This window comes from Bacillus cereus group sp. MYBK30-2, from assembly GCF_051915945.1.
GTDB classification, from domain to species: Bacteria; Bacillota; Bacilli; order Bacillales; family Bacillaceae_G; genus Bacillus_A; species Bacillus_A paramycoides.
In genome coordinates this window covers 1,480,639-1,496,060 of the sequence record NZ_JBQAFR010000001.1, presented here as the reverse complement: position 1 = coordinate 1,496,060, position 15,422 = coordinate 1,480,639, and the positions used below count along the sequence as shown (strand labels likewise).

The window sequence follows — 15,422 nt, the reverse complement described above, 5'->3', positions numbered from 1 at the left end:
AATATGAAGTTACAACTTATGTACTCTTTTTTACGATCGGATATTAATGTAATAGAAAAAGAATTGAAGAAGACGGTTGCATCCGAGCAACCGTTAGTAGAAGAAGCTGCATTACAGCTTATCGAAGCTGGTGGGAAGCGAATTCGCCCTGTTTTTGTTTTACTGGCTGGAAAATTTGGTGATTATAAGCTAGATGCAATTAAGCATGTGGCAGTTGCATTAGAACTTATTCATATGGCTTCTCTTGTTCACGATGATGTTATTGATGCCGCGTTTTTACGACGCGGTAGTGCAACAGTGAATGCGAAATGGGGAGATCGTATTGCAATGTATACAGGAGACTACTTGTTTGCGAAGTCTCTTGAATGTATAACGAACATAGAAATTCCAGAGGCACATCAGGCGCTGTCTCATACAATTTTAGAAGTTTGTAAAGGCGAAATTGAACAAATTAAAGATAAATATAACTATGATCAAAATTTAAGAACGTATTTAAGAAGGATAAAACGAAAAACAGCATTGTTAATTGCCGCAAGTTGTCAGTTGGGAGCGATTGCTGCTGGTGCCAATCGTGATACAGTAAATCGTCTATTTTGGTATGGATATTTTGTTGGTATGTCTTATCAAATTATTGATGATATTTTAGATTTCGTATCGACAGAAGAGAAGCTTGGAAAGCCTGCTGGTGGCGATTTATTGCAAGGGAATATTACATTACCTGCTTTATATGCCATGGAAGATCCGGTGCTTCGTGCGAAAATTACATCTGTGCACGAAAATACAACATCAATTGAGATGAAAGAAATTATTGATGATATTAAAGCGAGCGAAGCTATTGATAAAGCATTTTCGTTTAGTGAACGTTATTTACATAAAGCATTAGAAATAATAAAACCACTCCCGCGTGGGCAGGCAAAGTATGCATTACAAAATGTTGCAAAGTATATTGGAAAACGAAAATTTTAGTGTTTTTTCTAAAAAATAAAATAATCTCTCTATTTCAAAACTATTGCACAATTGTGATAAGGGTGTTAATATGTGTGTGGGGATATACAATTACATACATAATTCAGAAGTGGAGAGATTTTTTATGGAAAAAACATTTCTAATGGTAAAACCAGACGGTGTACAACGTGCCTTCATTGGGGAAATTGTAGCTCGTTTTGAGAAAAAGGGCTTTCAATTGGTTGGTGCAAAATTAATGCAAGTCACTCCGGAAATTGCTGGACAACACTACGGTGAGCATAAAGAAAAACCTTTCTTTGGTGAATTAGTAGACTTTATTACATCTGGACCTGTATTCGCAATGGTATGGCAAGGTGAAGGTGTAGTAGATACAGCTCGCAATATGATGGGTAAAACAAGACCACATGAAGCTGCTCCTGGAACAATTCGTGGAGATTTCGGTGTAACTGTTGCGAAAAACATTATCCATGGTTCTGATTCTTTAGAAAGTGCAGAGCGCGAGATTGCTATTTTCTTTAAGGAAGAAGAATTAGTAGACTACTCAAAATTAATGAATCAATGGATTTACTAATTATTTTAAAATAATTTGTAAACGCTTTAATAACTGTGATAATAGTAAAAAGTGCAAGAAGAATAGGGGTATTCTTCTTGCACTTTTTTTATTTTGATTTGTTACGAAGCTAGAGCTGTTATGATATATTGGTATGTAAAGTAAAAGGTTTACCGTTATGAAAATGATAGAATGATTACAAGTAGGATAAAGCAAGTAGTTGATTTTCTATATAATTTCAATGTTTTCTTATAGAATGATGAAAGGTACAATTGCTACTTTATGTAGCGGGATAAATACATATACGAAAAGAGGAATAACGTATGCGATATATTACAGCTGGTGAATCCCACGGTCCACAACTTACGACAATTGTAGAAGGTGTTCCAGCAGGGTTATCTTTAGTGGCGAATGATATAAATGAAGAATTATCTAGAAGGCAAAAAGGATACGGACGCGGTAGACGCATGCAAATTGAAAAAGACCAAGTGCAAATCGTAAGCGGCGTTAGGCATGGGAAGTCGATGGGCTCTCCGATTACGCTCGTTGTTGAAAATCGTGATTTCACCCATTGGACAAAGGTTATGGGTGCAGAACCGTTAACTGAACAAGAAGAGAAAGAAATGAAAAGACAAGTTACGAAGCCGAGACCTGGACATGCTGATTTAAATGGTGCGATTAAATATGGTCATAGAGACATGAGAAATGTATTGGAACGTTCCTCCGCACGTGAAACGACAGTTCGTGTTGCAGCTGGTGCAGTAGCGAAAAAAATATTAGCGGAGTTAGGAATACAAGTTGCAGGACATGTTGTCGAAATTGGTGGTGTGCAGGCAGAAAATATTACATATAACTCTATTGCGGAATTACAAAGTATTACAGAGGCATCTCCTGTACGTTGTTTAGATGAAGAAGCAGGTAAAAAGATGATGCAAGCAATTGATGATGCAAAGGCAAATGGTGATTCTATCGGTGGCATTGTTGAAGTAGTTGTAGAAGGAATGCCAATTGGGGTAGGTAGCTATGTACATTATGATAGAAAATTAGATGCGAAATTAGCAGCGGCAATTATGAGTATTAATGCTTTTAAAGGTGTTGAAGTTGGAATTGGTTTTGAAGCAGCGCATAGACCTGGAAGTGAAGTGCATGATGAAATTCTTTGGGATGAAGTGCAAGGATACAGAAGAAGAACGAACAATGCGGGTGGATTAGAAGGTGGTATGACAACTGGTATGCCGGTTGTTGTGCGCGGTGTGATGAAACCGATACCGACATTATATAAACCTCTTCAAAGTGTCGATATTGACACGAAAGAATCTTTCACAGCGAGTATTGAGCGCTCAGATAGTTGTGCTGTTCCAGCAGCTAGCGTTGTTGCGGAAGCGGTTGTGGCCTGGGAGTTAGCGACAGCCTTAATTGAACAATTTGGATCAGATCGTATGGATCTTATACGTGAAAATATTGAGAAACATAATGAATATGCGAGGGGATTTTAATGGAGAACATACATATTCAAACGAAGTCAAAAGAATATGATGTACATGTTGGAAAAGAGGCGTTGTCACATATAACAACGCTTATTCAAAATATGAAACCGGCTGTATCTAATATAATGATTATTTCTGATGAAGCTGTTGCATCATTGCATTTAGAGACAGTTGTTGATGCCTTGCAAGTAGAGCAAAAAGTGTTTTCGTTCGTTGTTCCGAGTGGTGAAAAAGAGAAGTCTTTTGAGAACTTTTATGCAGCACATACGTCTGCTCTTGAAAACAAATTAGATCGAAACTCTTTAATCATTGCACTTGGAGGCGGAATGATAGGAGATTTAGCTGGCTTTGTTGCTGCATCATTCATGCGTGGCATTCGCTTTGTACAAGTTCCGACGACTTTATTAGCTCACGATAGTGCAGTAGGCGGGAAAGTGGCAATTAATCATCCACTAGGAAAAAATATGATAGGAGCGTTTCATCAGCCAGAAGCGGTTGTATATCATACGCCATTTTTACATTCACTTCCTGAAAAAGAGTGGCGCTCAGGTTATGCAGAAGTGATAAAGCATGCTCTTATTGGTGATGTAGAGTTGTATCATTGGTTAAAAGAAGAAGTGCAGACACTAGCTGACCTTCGTGATGAAAAGTTAATTCACATATTAACGAAAGCGATTCCTGTGAAAGCGAATATTGTGGAGCAAGACGAAACAGAAAAAGGTGTACGTGCTTATTTGAATTTTGGGCATACGTTAGGACATGCTCTTGAAAAAGAGTTGGGATATGGAAATATTACTCACGGTGACGGAGTAGCGATTGGAATGTTATTTGCTTTATTTTTAAGTGAGCAAGTGTATAAAGTTGATCTTACTTATGAAGAAATGAAGAAATGGTTCTTGAAATACGGCTATCCAAAAATGCAAAGCGATTTAAATGTAGAGCGTCTCGTTCAATTGATGAAACAAGATAAAAAAGCAAATGCTGGAACAATTCATATGGTGCTTATGCAGGAATACGGGGTAGTGAATGTCGTATCTATTTCAGATGAGACTGTTCATATTGCGTTAGAGGCATTTCAAAAAGATATGGCCTAAAAGATTATTGCATAGGTATGAAATGCTTATTTAAAGGTATTCTCGTAATGATGACGGTTATGATAAAAGATTACAGTAAGGAACTATAAACCACATTGTAATCTGATTGAATAAAATGACTGGGGGAAGAGAAATGAGAGTAAAAGAGCAATTGTTAACTTTGAGAGCATATGTACCTGGGAAAAATATTGAAGAAGTAAAAAGAGAATACGGATTGTCAAAAATTGTGAAGTTAGCATCGAATGAAAATCCATTTGGCTGCTCTACACGTGTGACAGAAGCGTTAACTTCGTTAGCGAATCAATATGCCCTCTATCCAGACGGGGCAGCTTTTGAGCTTCGTGAAAAAGTAGCAGAGCATTTAGGTGTAAAAGCGGAACAACTTTTATTTGGTAGTGGGTTAGATGAAGTCATTCAAATGATTAGTCGTGCTTTGCTACATAATGGAACGAATGTTGTAATGGCGAATCCTACGTTCTCACAATATCATCACCATGCTGTTATTGAAGGAGCGGAAGTTCGTGAAGTACCACTTGCAGATGGCATTCACGATTTAGATGCAATGTTACAGCAAGTAGATGAGAAAACAAAGATTGTATGGATTTGTAACCCGAATAATCCGACAGGTACATATGTAGAAAAACAAAAATTACTTTCATTTTTAGAATCAGTTCCAAAGTCAGTGCTCGTTATTATGGATGAAGCATATTATGAATATGCGGGGGCAGAAGATTATCCGCAAACATTGCCTCTTCTTGAAAAGTATGAAAATCTTATGGTGCTGCGCACATTCTCAAAAGCGTATGGTTTAGCTGCTTTTCGTATCGGATATGCGATTGGTGATGCAAAGCTTATAGGACAGTTAGAGGTAGCGAGGCTACCGTTTAACACATCAACTATCGCACAAGCGGTAGCGGTAGCTGCAATAGAGGATCAACAATTTTTACAAGAGTGCGTAAAGAAAAATACCGAAGGGTTAAATCAATATTATGCATTTTGTAAGGAATATAACGTATTCTATTATCCATCTCAAACGAATTTTATTTTCTTGAAACTCGGTATACCTGGTAATGAAGCTTTTGAACGATTAATGAAAAAAGGATATATCGTTCGTTCTGGTGCAGCATTTGGTATACATGATGGTATTCGTATTACTGTTGGGCTTAAAGAAGAAAATGATGAAATTATTGAATTGCTTACGGAACTTGTAAAAGAACAAGTGAAGAAAGAGGAAACGTATTCTTAATAAATAGTGAAGGCTCCTATTACAGGAGTCTTTTTTATTTGAACTGTAATAAGGGGAGTTGTTTGCACGTTCCAGAAAGAAAACGTTACAATAGAGGTAGACGTATAAGAAGAACTGCTATACATATAAGTTATTTAAAATGTGAGGAGGATACAGTTTGAAACTAGTAGGACGAAAAAATAGTTTGAATGGAGAAATTGTTGTTCCAGGAGATAAATCTATTTCACACCGTGCTGTTATGTTTGGGGCAATAGCGGAAGGAACGACAAGAGTATCTAATTTTTTATTAGGAGAAGATTGTTTAAGTACAATTGCATGTTTTCAAAAACTAGGTGTTAAGATTGAACAGAGTGGTAACGATGTCACGATTTATGGTAAAGGGTTAGAAAATTTACAAGAGCCAAAAGAAGTATTAGATGTAGGGAATTCAGGTACGACTATTCGTCTTATGCTTGGTGTTTTATCTAATACGCCGTTCCATAGTACTATAATTGGTGATGAATCAATTGGAAAACGTCCAATGAAACGTGTTACAGACCCGCTTAGCAAGATGCATGCTCAAATTGATGGTAGAGAAAATGGACAGTATACCCCTTTATCTATTCGTGGCGGAAGAGTGAAAGGTATACACTATCATGCACCGGTAGCAAGTGCACAAGTGAAATCAGCAGTTTTACTTGCAGGTTTGCAAGGAGAAGGTGTAACTACAGTAACAGAGCCTATGCAGTCTCGTGATCATACGGAAAGAATGTTACGTGCATTCGGTTGTACAGTAGAGGTTAATGAACGGACCATATCATTACAAGGTGGACAACAACTTAAAGGGACAGAAATAAAAGTTCCAGGAGATATTTCTTCCGCAGCATTTTTCTTAGTAGCTGGTGCAATTGTCCAAAATAGTAAGCTTGTATTGAAAAATGTCGGTTTAAATCCAACGAGAACAGGGATTTTAGATGTTTTAACAAAGATGGGTGCACGTATTTCTATCAATAATATTAGAAATGAAGAGTTTGAACCATGCGGGGATATTACGATTGAAACATCGAAGCTAAAAGGAATAGAAATTGGCGGATCTCTTATTCCGAGATTAATTGATGAAATTCCCGTAATCGCTTTATTAGCGACGCAGGCTGAAGGAATTACTGTTATTAAAGATGCTGAAGAGTTAAAAGTGAAAGAAACAAATCGTATCGATACAGTTGTAGATGAACTAGGGAAATTAGGTGCGAAAATTGAAGCTACGCCAGATGGTATGATTATATATGGTAAGCAAAATTTAAAAGGAAATACTGTTAATAGTCACGGCGATCATCGTATAGGGATGATGCTTGCAATCGCGTCCTGTATTGTAGATGGAGAAGTTAAAATAGAAAATAGTGATGCGGTCGCTGTATCTTATCCGAACTTTTTTGAACAATTAGCTGCGCTATAAGAGAAAATGCATGAAGAAGCATACTCATTCTAAAGGTTGCGTTCTTACACCTAGTTGCTTATGATAAATGAACAGAAGAGAATATTTTTTAGAGTTAAAGGAGACGTTTATGCAAAAGTTTGAACAAGCTGTTTCGTATATTGAAAATGGTGAAGCAGAAAAAGGATTACAATTATTAAAAGAACAACTACAAGTTGCTAATGATGAAGAGAAGTATGATATCGCTCGTTACTATCATACACTTGGGTTTATGGATGAGGCGTTAGCAATTATTGAAGATTTACGCTTGTTATATCCAGAAGAAAGTGAATTTACGTTATTTTTAGCAGAGTTATATATTGATTTAGATAAAGAAGATGAAGCTATTGAAGTGCTTCATGATATTCCAGAAAATGATGATCTATATGTTCAATCGCTATTACTTGTTGCGGATTTATTCCAAATGCAAGGTTTTGATGATGTAGCAGAACATAAGCTATTAAAAGCGAAAGAAATAATGCCAGACGAGCCTGTTATTACGTTTGGGTTAGCAGAATTGTATAGTAGTAAAGGAGAAGAGCAAAAGGCAATCACTTATTATGAGTCGTTACTAGCAGAACATAAAGTAATGGGTGGTGTTGTTATTGCACTTCGTCTAGCAGAAACTTTAAGTGCTATTGGGAACTGGGAAGAGGCAATCTCATATTATGAAGCAGGGTTAGAGGAACAAAAAGATATTCACTCATTATTTGGATATGCCTTCACATTATATCAAGGGGAAGAATATCAAAGAGCAATTGGTGCTTGGCAAGAATTAAAAGAAGTAGACCCTGAGTACGCATCGTTATACATGTATTTAGCGAAAAGCTATGAAAAAGAAGGTATGCTTCAAGAAAGCTATGAAACACTTCACGAAGGAATTAAAGTAGATGAGCTTTCTGTTCCTTTCTATGTAGAATTAGCAAATATTGCAGCGAAATTAGGGAAAATAGCGGAGGCAGAAGAAGTGCTTCAAAAAGCGCTTGAGCTAGATCCGGGACATTTAGGTGCGACATTAAAATATGCGTATATTTTAAAAGAACAAGAGAAATATGAAGAGCTAATTGCAGTTGTAGAGCGAACTATTGATAGCGGAGAGCCAGATACACAGCTACTTTGGGATCTTGCATTTGCAAAAAAACAATTAGAAATGTATTCTGATGCATTAAAACACTATGAAAGTGCATATACTTCTTTTAAGAATCATCCAGATTTCTTGGAAGAGTACGGTTATTTCTTGTTAGAAGAAGGAATGCGAAAAGAGGCGAAAGAAGTATTTACTCAGTTAATACAACTAGACCCGACACAAATTCATATTGAAGAATTGTTATATAATTTAGAGGATTTTTCATAAGTTGGAAGGAAACTGAATGCCGCTTCTTGAATCTAAAAAGAAAAGAGAAAGACAGAGGAGGGACTTAAGCGCTATGAATACCCCTGTTTCTGTAAACGAGAAGAAGGATTTTGTCAAATGGTTTTTGAATAATTACCAACTGAAACAGCGTGAATGTGTATGGATTTTGAATTATTTAATGAGTCACGATCAATTAATGCATAAAGTCCACTTCGTAGAACATGCAAAATTTTGTCCACGTGGCTTAGTAATGTCAGCAAATTGTGTGAAAGATACACCGTTTCACTTTTTTAAACAAAATGTAATGACAACAGATGCAGAAAAGTCGTTTCATGATATTCGTTTGAATCGAGATGAGGATATTTATATTCAACTTAATTTTAAATCGTCGTTCCAAAATGCAAATTATGTAGCTGTGTTAGAAGAAAATCCATATTTGCCAAAGCATATTGAAGTGAATGAAAAAGATCGTTTACTTGCAGAGCGATTTTTAGAAGAAAGTGTATTCTCATTTAGAAGAGAGCGTCTTTTGAAACAAATTGATGAAGCACTGGATAAGCAAGATAAGGAAGCATTTCACAAGTTAACAGCGGAGTTAAAAACTTTATAGAATTTATTTGGATTATACAATTTTTACAAATTTCAGATTCTTTTAAGAAAAACTACCTATTATTAGGTAGTTTTTCTTTTTTTACCTCTTTTAGTATGGTTTAATATATATAAAGTGAAAGTTCTGTTATTTTAAGTGGAGGAGGGGAGAAAAGTGAAATGGATTGTAAAAGATGTGGAACAGTTTGAGCAAGCAAGGGAGTATGTAGATACAGGGATTATACCACTTGTGTCAATTTCGGCAGCAAAAGAAATGAAAATGGTTGTAGAACAAGGTGAGTTTATTGAGGCTTTGAGTATGGAGTTGGAAAGGGAATATAAAGGAAGAGTGCTTTTACTACCCGCATTTACGTATTTAGTAGAAAGCCAAAAGAATGAAAAAGACCGTTTGCAAGAATGGACAGACCATTTGCAAAGGCAAGGTTTTAAGCATATTGCCTATGTGACAAGTGATTTTTCATGGAAAGAAGATATGCAAGAGTTACAAGGGGATTTGTTTTGGTTTCCCTCATTGGCGTTAGAACAATTTAGTGATCAAGCGAAGAGAGAAGTCATTCACGCTCATATAAAAAATATAATGGTAATGTTAGAAGAAAAATGGGGAAAGCAATAATAAACAGAAAGTTCTTATTATTATGAGTAGTATGATATTGACCTGTGCATGAGGGTATTATATCATGATAGTGTCCTAGTTTTTATTTTTTATATTATTTTTCACGAGGGGACAATTTCTGATAGAGGGGGGAAATTTTCGTGAGCGAGAAAGAACATCGTGTGTCAAGAAGACAGTTTTTAAATTACACACTTACAGGGGTAGGAGGCTTTATGGCAGCGGGTATTTTAATGCCGATGACGCGATTTGCGCTTGATCCGGTGTTAAGAAAAGAAGCAGGAACGGATATGGTTGCTGTTGCACAAGTAAAGGATATTACAACAGAGCCGAAGCGTTTCGACTTTAAGGTGAAGCAGGTTGATGGTTGGTACAAGTCTGAAGAGCCAAAATCAGCTTGGGTTCATAAAGATGAAAGCGGAGACATTGTTGCGTTCTCTCCAGTATGTAAACATTTAGGATGTACAGTTAACTGGAATTCGGACAAAGCACATCCGAATCAATTCTTTTGCCCGTGTCACGGGGGCCGTTATACAAAAGATGGGATTAACATTAAAGGCACACCGCCCCTTGCTCCGCTTGATGTGTACGAGTCTAAAGTGAAAGATGGAACGCTGTATTTAGGAAAAGCGAAGCCAAGAGGGGGTGGAAAGTAGATGCTAAATAAAATTTATGATTGGGTAGATGAACGATTAGATATTACACCAATATGGCGCGATATCGCTGATCATGAAGTACCTGAACATGTAAACCCGGCACATCACTTTTCTGCATTCGTCTATTGCTTTGGAGGACTTACCTTTTTCGTTACTGTAATTCAAATTTTATCTGGAATGTTTTTGACGATGTATTATGTGCCGGATATTAAAAATGCTTGGGAATCGGTTTACTATTTACAAAATGAAGTTGCTTACGGGCAAATTGTTCGTGGTATGCACCACTGGGGTGCTAGTCTCGTAATTGTAATGATGTTTTTACATACACTCAGAGTTTTCTTCCAAGGTGCGTATAAAAAGCCTCGTGAGTTAAACTGGATTGTTGGTGTTCTTATTTTCTTTGTTATGTTAGGTCTTGGCTTTACCGGATATTTATTACCGTGGGATATGAAAGCGTTATTTGCTACGAAAGTAGGGATTCAAATTGCAGAGCAAACGCCGCTCATTGGTCCTTATATTAAAACATTACTCGCTGGTCATTCCGAAATTGTTGGCGCTCAAACATTAACTCGCTTCTTTGCTATTCACGTCTTCTTCTTACCAGCAGCACTTCTAGGTTTAATGGCCTTCCACTTCATCATGATTCGCAAACAAGGTATTTCCGGTCCGCTATAAGAGATTGCTAAATTAAAGGGGAAAGAACTAAAGGAGGGAGATTATGCATCGCGGCAAAGGGATGAAGTTTGTAGGAGATTCTCGGGTACCAGTAGCTCGGAAACCAAATATTCCAAAAGACTATTCTGAATACCCAGGAAAAACAGAAGCATTTTGGCCGAATTTCTTGTTAAAAGAATGGATGGTTGGTGCAGTTTTTTTAATCGGTTATTTATGTTTAACAGTGGCACATCCGTCACCGCTTGAGAGAATGGCGGATCCAACAGATGCAGGATATATACCACTTCCAGATTGGTATTTCTTATTCTTGTATCAGTTATTAAAGTATTCTTATGCTTCAGGTTCATTTACTGTAATTGGAGCATTTATTATGCCAGGGATTGCGTTTGGAGCATTACTGTTAGCTCCATTTCTTGATCGAGGTCCAGAAAGACGCCCATTGAAGCGTCCTGTAGCAACTGGATTTATGCTTTTAGCAATTGCATCGATTATCTTTTTAACTTGGGAATCTGTAGCACACCACGACTGGGAAGCTGCTAAAAAACAAGGTGCAATTGTAAAAACAACACAAGTTGATAAAAATGATGACGGCTACAAATTAATGCAAAAAAATACTTGTTTAACATGTCATGGTGACAATTTACAAGGTGGTGCAGCAGCACCAGCTCTACAAAACTTAACTTTAAAACCAGAAGAAATCGCTAAAATTGCGAAAGATGGTAAAGGCGCAATGCCTAAAGGTGTATTTAAAGGAACGGATGAAGAGGTGAAAAAGCTTTCGGAATTCGTTGCAAAGTATAATAAAAAATAATAGAAAAGCTGACTGCAAATTTTGTAGTCAGCTTTTCTATTTAGTTAGAGGAAGTTTGTTATAATAGAGTAGGATTTAGTGAATGAATTACTTTGCTTGAAAGGTGTTGAACATACAGATTGGTTTACGTGTATGCAATGTTAAGACAGCGCTCAGTGTTATTATTTTTATTGATTGTTAACATATTAGGCACAATTTACGGGTTTATATGGTATGGAAATCAATTAAAAGAAACGTCTCTAATATTTTGGCCGTTTGTGCCAGATAGCCCGATGGCAAGTCTCTTTTTTGTATTTGTTTTAATTGCCTTTTTGAAAAAGAAAAATTGGGGGTTAATAGAGGCGTTGGCGATTGTTTCTTTAATAAAATATGGCATATGGGCTGTTGTTGTAAATGGAATTATGATTTATGTAAAAGGTCCTATTGGTATTATGGGCTACATGTTAATGCTTTCTCATTTTGCAATGGCTGTGCAGGGAGTACTATACGCTCCGTTTTATCGGATAAAAAAATGGCATTTCGTTGTAGCTGGGATATGGACGTTACATAATGATGCAATCGATTATTTATTTTGGCAAATGCCGAGATATGGAATTATGCATTTGTTTGTAGAGGAGATAGGCTATTTTACGTTTTGGTTAAGTATTGCTGTACTATGTATTACATATTATTATTGCTTACGTGAGCATCGAAAACAGTTTTCTTTATGATGTTAAAATCTAGGGGGAGAAAATGAAGGGAAATAAGATTGGTATAAAAATATTGGATCGGATGATCACTTTAGTTGTTTCATATAGCATAGCATTTTCTATTTTCGCTCTCGCGACAATGGCAGTGGTATATGGAAAGTGGCTATATTATTTTGAAATTGATTTTTTAAACATTCCAGATTTAGCGGATATGACAAAGGATGAAATTAAGAGAAACTATGCTGTGCTTATTACATATTTATCTCCGTTTTATGAAGGGGCATTACAATTGCCGACATTAGATATGTCTACAAATGGACGAATTCATTTTGTAGATGTTAAAAACATTTTAGTGAAGATTCAATATATAATGTATGGAACGATTGTAATTGCTATATTAGGAGGAGCGTATTTATTAAAAAAGAAAAAAGAAAAGTTTTTACTTCACGGATCGATTCTTGCAATTATTTTTCCGATAGCTCTTACGTTACCAATTGCCATTAATTTTGAAAAGAGTTTCGTATTATTTCATAAGCTTTTATTTAGCAATGATTATTGGATGTTTGATATTGAAACAGATCCGATTATTTTAATGTTACCAGAAGAATTCTTTATGCATGCTGCATGTGTTATTTTATTATTGATTTTAACTGGTAGCATACTTTGCTACGGTGTGTATAAATATTTAGTGAAAAAGAAAAGGATTTCAAAGAAAAAATTCTCTGTTTAAAGAGAATTTTTTTTGTTTCCATAGAGATAATATATTTTTCGGTTTTGTTCTATTCTTGTCCAACTCTACATATTTTGTACTAGTAGTTATAGGGGGGACCGGGATGAAGAGAACATTAATTGGACTGATAGCATTTCTAATTTTAATGTTTCCAGTACGTATATATGCTGAGGAGTGGAGTGAACTAACTGGATTGTTAGATGATTCTTTGCAGTTAGTTAAGCGGAATGAAGATGAAAAAGCAATACAAGTATTAAAACGTTTTTCGGAACAGTTTGTATTAAAGGGAAATGAAAAAAGCAAACCAATAAACCCAGATCAATTTAGAGTGATCTCTTTAGCGTATGACAAGGCGATTCAATCTCTCTCGGAGGAAAATGTTGTAGGAAAGCAGATCAAAGTTGATAATATGTTAGCACTACAACTCGCTGTTGATGCACATGTATCGAAATATCAGCCACTTTGGATGGAAAGAGAAAGAAAGATAATGGATGCTTTTTCTCAAGTGGAAAAAGCGATGAAAAAAGAGGATGATGGACAGTTCCAACAGACGCTAAATACATTTTTAAATGAATTTAATATTATTTATCCGAGTTTAATGATTGCCCTGCCAGAAAACGAAGCGCAGCGGGTAAACGCGCATTTATCTTATTTGGATGAATTTCGTAACGTTATGTTAAAAACGAAAGGTGGACAAATGCAACTAGGAATTATTAAAGGTGATTTGCAAAAAATATTTCATACAGTAAAAAAAGATGAGATTGCTCCCTCTCTCATTTGGTTTATGACAATTACTGGGGGACTTATTTTATTTACTTTAACGTATGTTGGATGGAGAAAATATAAAGGGGAAAGAGAGAAGCGAAAAAGTAACTTGCATTCTAAAAATAGATAATGCGTATAAATAAAGATCCGGATTGTAAGGTTTATTTATTGACAATGATGGAAGAAAAAAATAGAATGAGAAGTACTATAATTAAAACTTCAATGGAGGTTTATGATGTTTTATTTAATTTACTTCGCGATCATTTTGATCATACCGTTGTATGCACAGTCAAAAGTACGTAGTGCCTATAGCAAGTATTCACAAGTTTATTCAACATCAGGTATGACAGGAGCGGAAGTGGCTCGGAAAATTTTAGATGAAAATGGATTGTATAATGTAGCTGTAGAAGAAACGCCAGGTCATTTATCAGATCATTACGATCCAACTGCAAAGACAGTTCGATTATCAACAGATAACTATTATGGACATTCAGTTGCTGGTACAGCAGTAGCAGCACACGAAGTAGGACACGCAATTCAAGATGCGAAAGATTATAACTTCATGCGTGTACGCCATTCGTTAGTGCCAGTTGCTAATTTTGGTTCAAATATGTCTTGGATTTTCGTCCTAATCGGTGTATTTGCACAAATGTCTGGTTTATTGTTACTAGGAATTATTTTAATGGCAGCAGGTGTGATTTTCCAACTTGTTACATTACCAGTTGAGTTTGATGCATCAAAACGCGCAATGCAACAAATTGAAGCACTAGGTATCGTATCGACAGATGAATACGGTCAAGCTCGTAAAGTATTAAATGCGGCAGCATTAACATATGTAGCGGCAGCTGCTGTGGCAGTATTTGAATTATTACGTCTCGTATTAATTTATACTGGTATGCAGCGTAGCGACGATTAAAGACTATCAATTTTGATAGTCTTTTTTTGTTTTGTGGATTGAATCTTATAATACGCTATAAATGGAAATAATAGAGATAATGAGAGGTCTAGAACTAGTAATAATAAATATAAGTGTGTAGTGGTGAAAGAAGGTGACAGAAATAATATATCCAGATCATTTAGTAAAACAAGTGAAGGAGCGTAGCGTTTCGTATCAATTAGAAGGTTTTTTAAGTGGACAAGGCCCTGAAAACCCGAAATTAATGATTGTTGGAGAAGCACCTGGTGAAACAGAAATTTATAATGGCATACCGTTTAGCGGAAAAGCCGGAAAACATTTAATGGAGTTTTTAGAACGTATTCACATCAAAAGGGAAGAAGTGTACATTACGAGTGCGGTTCGAAGTAGACCGTTTAAGTGGCGCGAGAAAAGAGAGCGAAATGGCGAATTAATACAGAAAAAGTATAATAGAACACCGAATCAAGGCGAAATACTTGCACACGCTCCGTTGTTAGATTTTGAATTGGCACATATGGATCCGCCAGTTATCGTTACACTTGGTAATATTGCGTTAAAGCGTTTAGCTGGAAAGAATAAAAAGATTACGGATATTCATGGGCAACTATTAAAGCAGCCGATTCAAAAACTAAAAGATATAGATCATGCAGAGTTTATATGGACTGAAAAAGAATATAAAATTTTTCCTACCTTTCATCCGGCTTCAATTTTTTATAATCGTAGTTTATTGGAGTTAATTTATGAGGATTTAGAGAAGCTGAAGCAATATATAGCAATAAAAAACTAGAAAAGCCATGTGGCTTTTCTAGTTATG

17 protein-coding genes are annotated in these 15,422 nt (G+C 36.0%); all 17 read left to right on the top strand.

What is annotated here, in order from left to right:
• The first annotated feature begins 3 nt into the window (after positions 1-3).
• The 17 genes from hepT (at position 4) to ACTFQM_RS07770 (ending at position 15,395) form a co-directional block, all read left to right on the top strand.
• Positions 4-966 carry a heptaprenyl diphosphate synthase component II gene (hepT, locus tag ACTFQM_RS07850; protein WP_025147232.1) on the top strand — a complete coding sequence of 321 codons (963 nt, stop codon included), beginning with the start codon at positions 4-6 and terminating at the stop codon, positions 964-966.
• Between the two features lie 124 nt (positions 967-1,090).
• A complete protein-coding gene (gene ndk / locus ACTFQM_RS07845; protein WP_025147231.1) occupies positions 1,091-1,537 on the top strand; it encodes a nucleoside-diphosphate kinase in 447 nt (148 codons plus the stop codon).
• A gap of 302 nt (positions 1,538-1,839) precedes the next feature.
• A complete protein-coding gene (aroC, locus tag ACTFQM_RS07840; RefSeq protein WP_440033980.1) occupies positions 1,840-3,012 on the top strand; it encodes a chorismate synthase in 1,173 nt (390 codons plus the stop codon).
• A complete protein-coding gene (gene aroB, locus ACTFQM_RS07835) occupies positions 3,012-4,097 on the top strand; it encodes a 3-dehydroquinate synthase (RefSeq protein WP_440033979.1) in 1,086 nt (361 codons plus the stop codon). The genes aroC and aroB overlap by 1 nt, the downstream gene beginning before the upstream one ends.
• A gap of 133 nt (positions 4,098-4,230) precedes the next feature.
• Entirely contained in the window at positions 4,231-5,343 is a 1,113-nt protein-coding gene (gene hisC / locus ACTFQM_RS07830) for a histidinol-phosphate transaminase (RefSeq protein WP_025147228.1), read from the top strand.
• A 157-nt stretch (positions 5,344-5,500) separates the two neighbouring features.
• Positions 5,501-6,775: a 3-phosphoshikimate 1-carboxyvinyltransferase gene (aroA, locus tag ACTFQM_RS07825; protein WP_440033978.1), complete on the top strand. Its 1,275-nt coding sequence runs from the start codon at positions 5,501-5,503 to the stop codon at positions 6,773-6,775.
• 109 nt (positions 6,776-6,884) lie between these two features.
• Entirely contained in the window at positions 6,885-8,147 is a 1,263-nt protein-coding gene (locus ACTFQM_RS07820; protein ID WP_002171166.1) for a tetratricopeptide repeat protein, read from the top strand.
• Positions 8,148-8,220: 73 nt separating this feature from the next.
• The gene (locus ACTFQM_RS07815) at positions 8,221-8,757 is read left to right on the top strand and encodes a ReoY family proteolytic degradation factor (protein ID WP_025147225.1); all 537 of its coding nucleotides are present in this window, start codon (positions 8,221-8,223) and stop codon (positions 8,755-8,757) included.
• Between the two features lie 153 nt (positions 8,758-8,910).
• Complete coding sequence (locus tag ACTFQM_RS07810; RefSeq protein ID WP_025147224.1) at positions 8,911-9,369, top strand: YpiF family protein; 459 nt, start codon at positions 8,911-8,913, stop codon at positions 9,367-9,369.
• Between the two features lie 140 nt (positions 9,370-9,509).
• Complete coding sequence (gene qcrA / locus ACTFQM_RS07805; RefSeq protein ID WP_002171169.1) at positions 9,510-10,022, top strand: menaquinol-cytochrome c reductase iron-sulfur subunit; 513 nt, start codon at positions 9,510-9,512, stop codon at positions 10,020-10,022.
• Positions 10,023-10,697 (top strand): menaquinol-cytochrome c reductase cytochrome b subunit, encoded by a 675-nt coding sequence (qcrB, locus tag ACTFQM_RS07800; protein ID WP_000932700.1) that lies wholly within the window; start codon positions 10,023-10,025, stop codon positions 10,695-10,697.
• Between the two features lie 43 nt (positions 10,698-10,740).
• Complete coding sequence (qcrC, locus tag ACTFQM_RS07795) at positions 10,741-11,508, top strand: menaquinol-cytochrome c reductase cytochrome b/c subunit (protein WP_002171170.1); 768 nt, start codon at positions 10,741-10,743, stop codon at positions 11,506-11,508.
• A 119-nt stretch (positions 11,509-11,627) separates the two neighbouring features.
• Entirely contained in the window at positions 11,628-12,218 is a 591-nt protein-coding gene (locus tag ACTFQM_RS07790; RefSeq protein ID WP_025147223.1) for a DUF1405 domain-containing protein, read from the top strand.
• 22 nt (positions 12,219-12,240) lie between these two features.
• The gene (lit, locus tag ACTFQM_RS07785; RefSeq protein ID WP_440033977.1) at positions 12,241-12,927 is read left to right on the top strand and encodes a lipoprotein intramolecular transacylase Lit; all 687 of its coding nucleotides are present in this window, start codon (positions 12,241-12,243) and stop codon (positions 12,925-12,927) included.
• 103 nt (positions 12,928-13,030) lie between these two features.
• Positions 13,031-13,822 (top strand): sporulation protein YpjB, encoded by a 792-nt coding sequence (gene ypjB, locus ACTFQM_RS07780; RefSeq protein ID WP_048370415.1) that lies wholly within the window; start codon positions 13,031-13,033, stop codon positions 13,820-13,822.
• Between the two features lie 105 nt (positions 13,823-13,927).
• Positions 13,928-14,608: a zinc metallopeptidase gene (locus tag ACTFQM_RS07775; RefSeq protein ID WP_002171174.1), complete on the top strand. Its 681-nt coding sequence runs from the start codon at positions 13,928-13,930 to the stop codon at positions 14,606-14,608.
• Between the two features lie 133 nt (positions 14,609-14,741).
• A complete protein-coding gene (locus tag ACTFQM_RS07770; protein ID WP_440033976.1) occupies positions 14,742-15,395 on the top strand; it encodes a uracil-DNA glycosylase in 654 nt (217 codons plus the stop codon).
• Positions 15,396-15,422: the final 27 nt, after the last annotated feature.

What these genes read in the sequence shown, in the direction of transcription:
- hepT (WP_025147232.1), top strand. Translation starts at nt 4, where the DNA reads ATGAAGTTACAACTTATGTACTCTTTTTTACGATCGGATATTAATGTA.
- ndk (WP_025147231.1), top strand. Translation starts at nt 1,091, where the DNA reads ATGGAAAAAACATTTCTAATGGTAAAACCAGACGGTGTACAACGTGCC.
- aroC (WP_440033980.1), top strand. Translation starts at nt 1,840, where the DNA reads ATGCGATATATTACAGCTGGTGAATCCCACGGTCCACAACTTACGACA.
- aroB (WP_440033979.1), top strand. Translation starts at nt 3,012, where the DNA reads ATGGAGAACATACATATTCAAACGAAGTCAAAAGAATATGATGTACAT.
- hisC (WP_025147228.1), top strand. Translation starts at nt 4,231, where the DNA reads ATGAGAGTAAAAGAGCAATTGTTAACTTTGAGAGCATATGTACCTGGG.
- ACTFQM_RS07820 (WP_002171166.1), top strand. Translation starts at nt 6,885, where the DNA reads ATGCAAAAGTTTGAACAAGCTGTTTCGTATATTGAAAATGGTGAAGCA.
- ACTFQM_RS07815 (WP_025147225.1), top strand. Translation starts at nt 8,221, where the DNA reads ATGAATACCCCTGTTTCTGTAAACGAGAAGAAGGATTTTGTCAAATGG.
- qcrB (WP_000932700.1), top strand. Translation starts at nt 10,023, where the DNA reads ATGCTAAATAAAATTTATGATTGGGTAGATGAACGATTAGATATTACA.
- qcrC (WP_002171170.1), top strand. Translation starts at nt 10,741, where the DNA reads ATGCATCGCGGCAAAGGGATGAAGTTTGTAGGAGATTCTCGGGTACCA.
- lit (WP_440033977.1), top strand. Translation starts at nt 12,241, where the DNA reads ATGAAGGGAAATAAGATTGGTATAAAAATATTGGATCGGATGATCACT.
- ypjB (WP_048370415.1), top strand. Translation starts at nt 13,031, where the DNA reads ATGAAGAGAACATTAATTGGACTGATAGCATTTCTAATTTTAATGTTT.
- ACTFQM_RS07775 (WP_002171174.1), top strand. Translation starts at nt 13,928, where the DNA reads ATGTTTTATTTAATTTACTTCGCGATCATTTTGATCATACCGTTGTAT.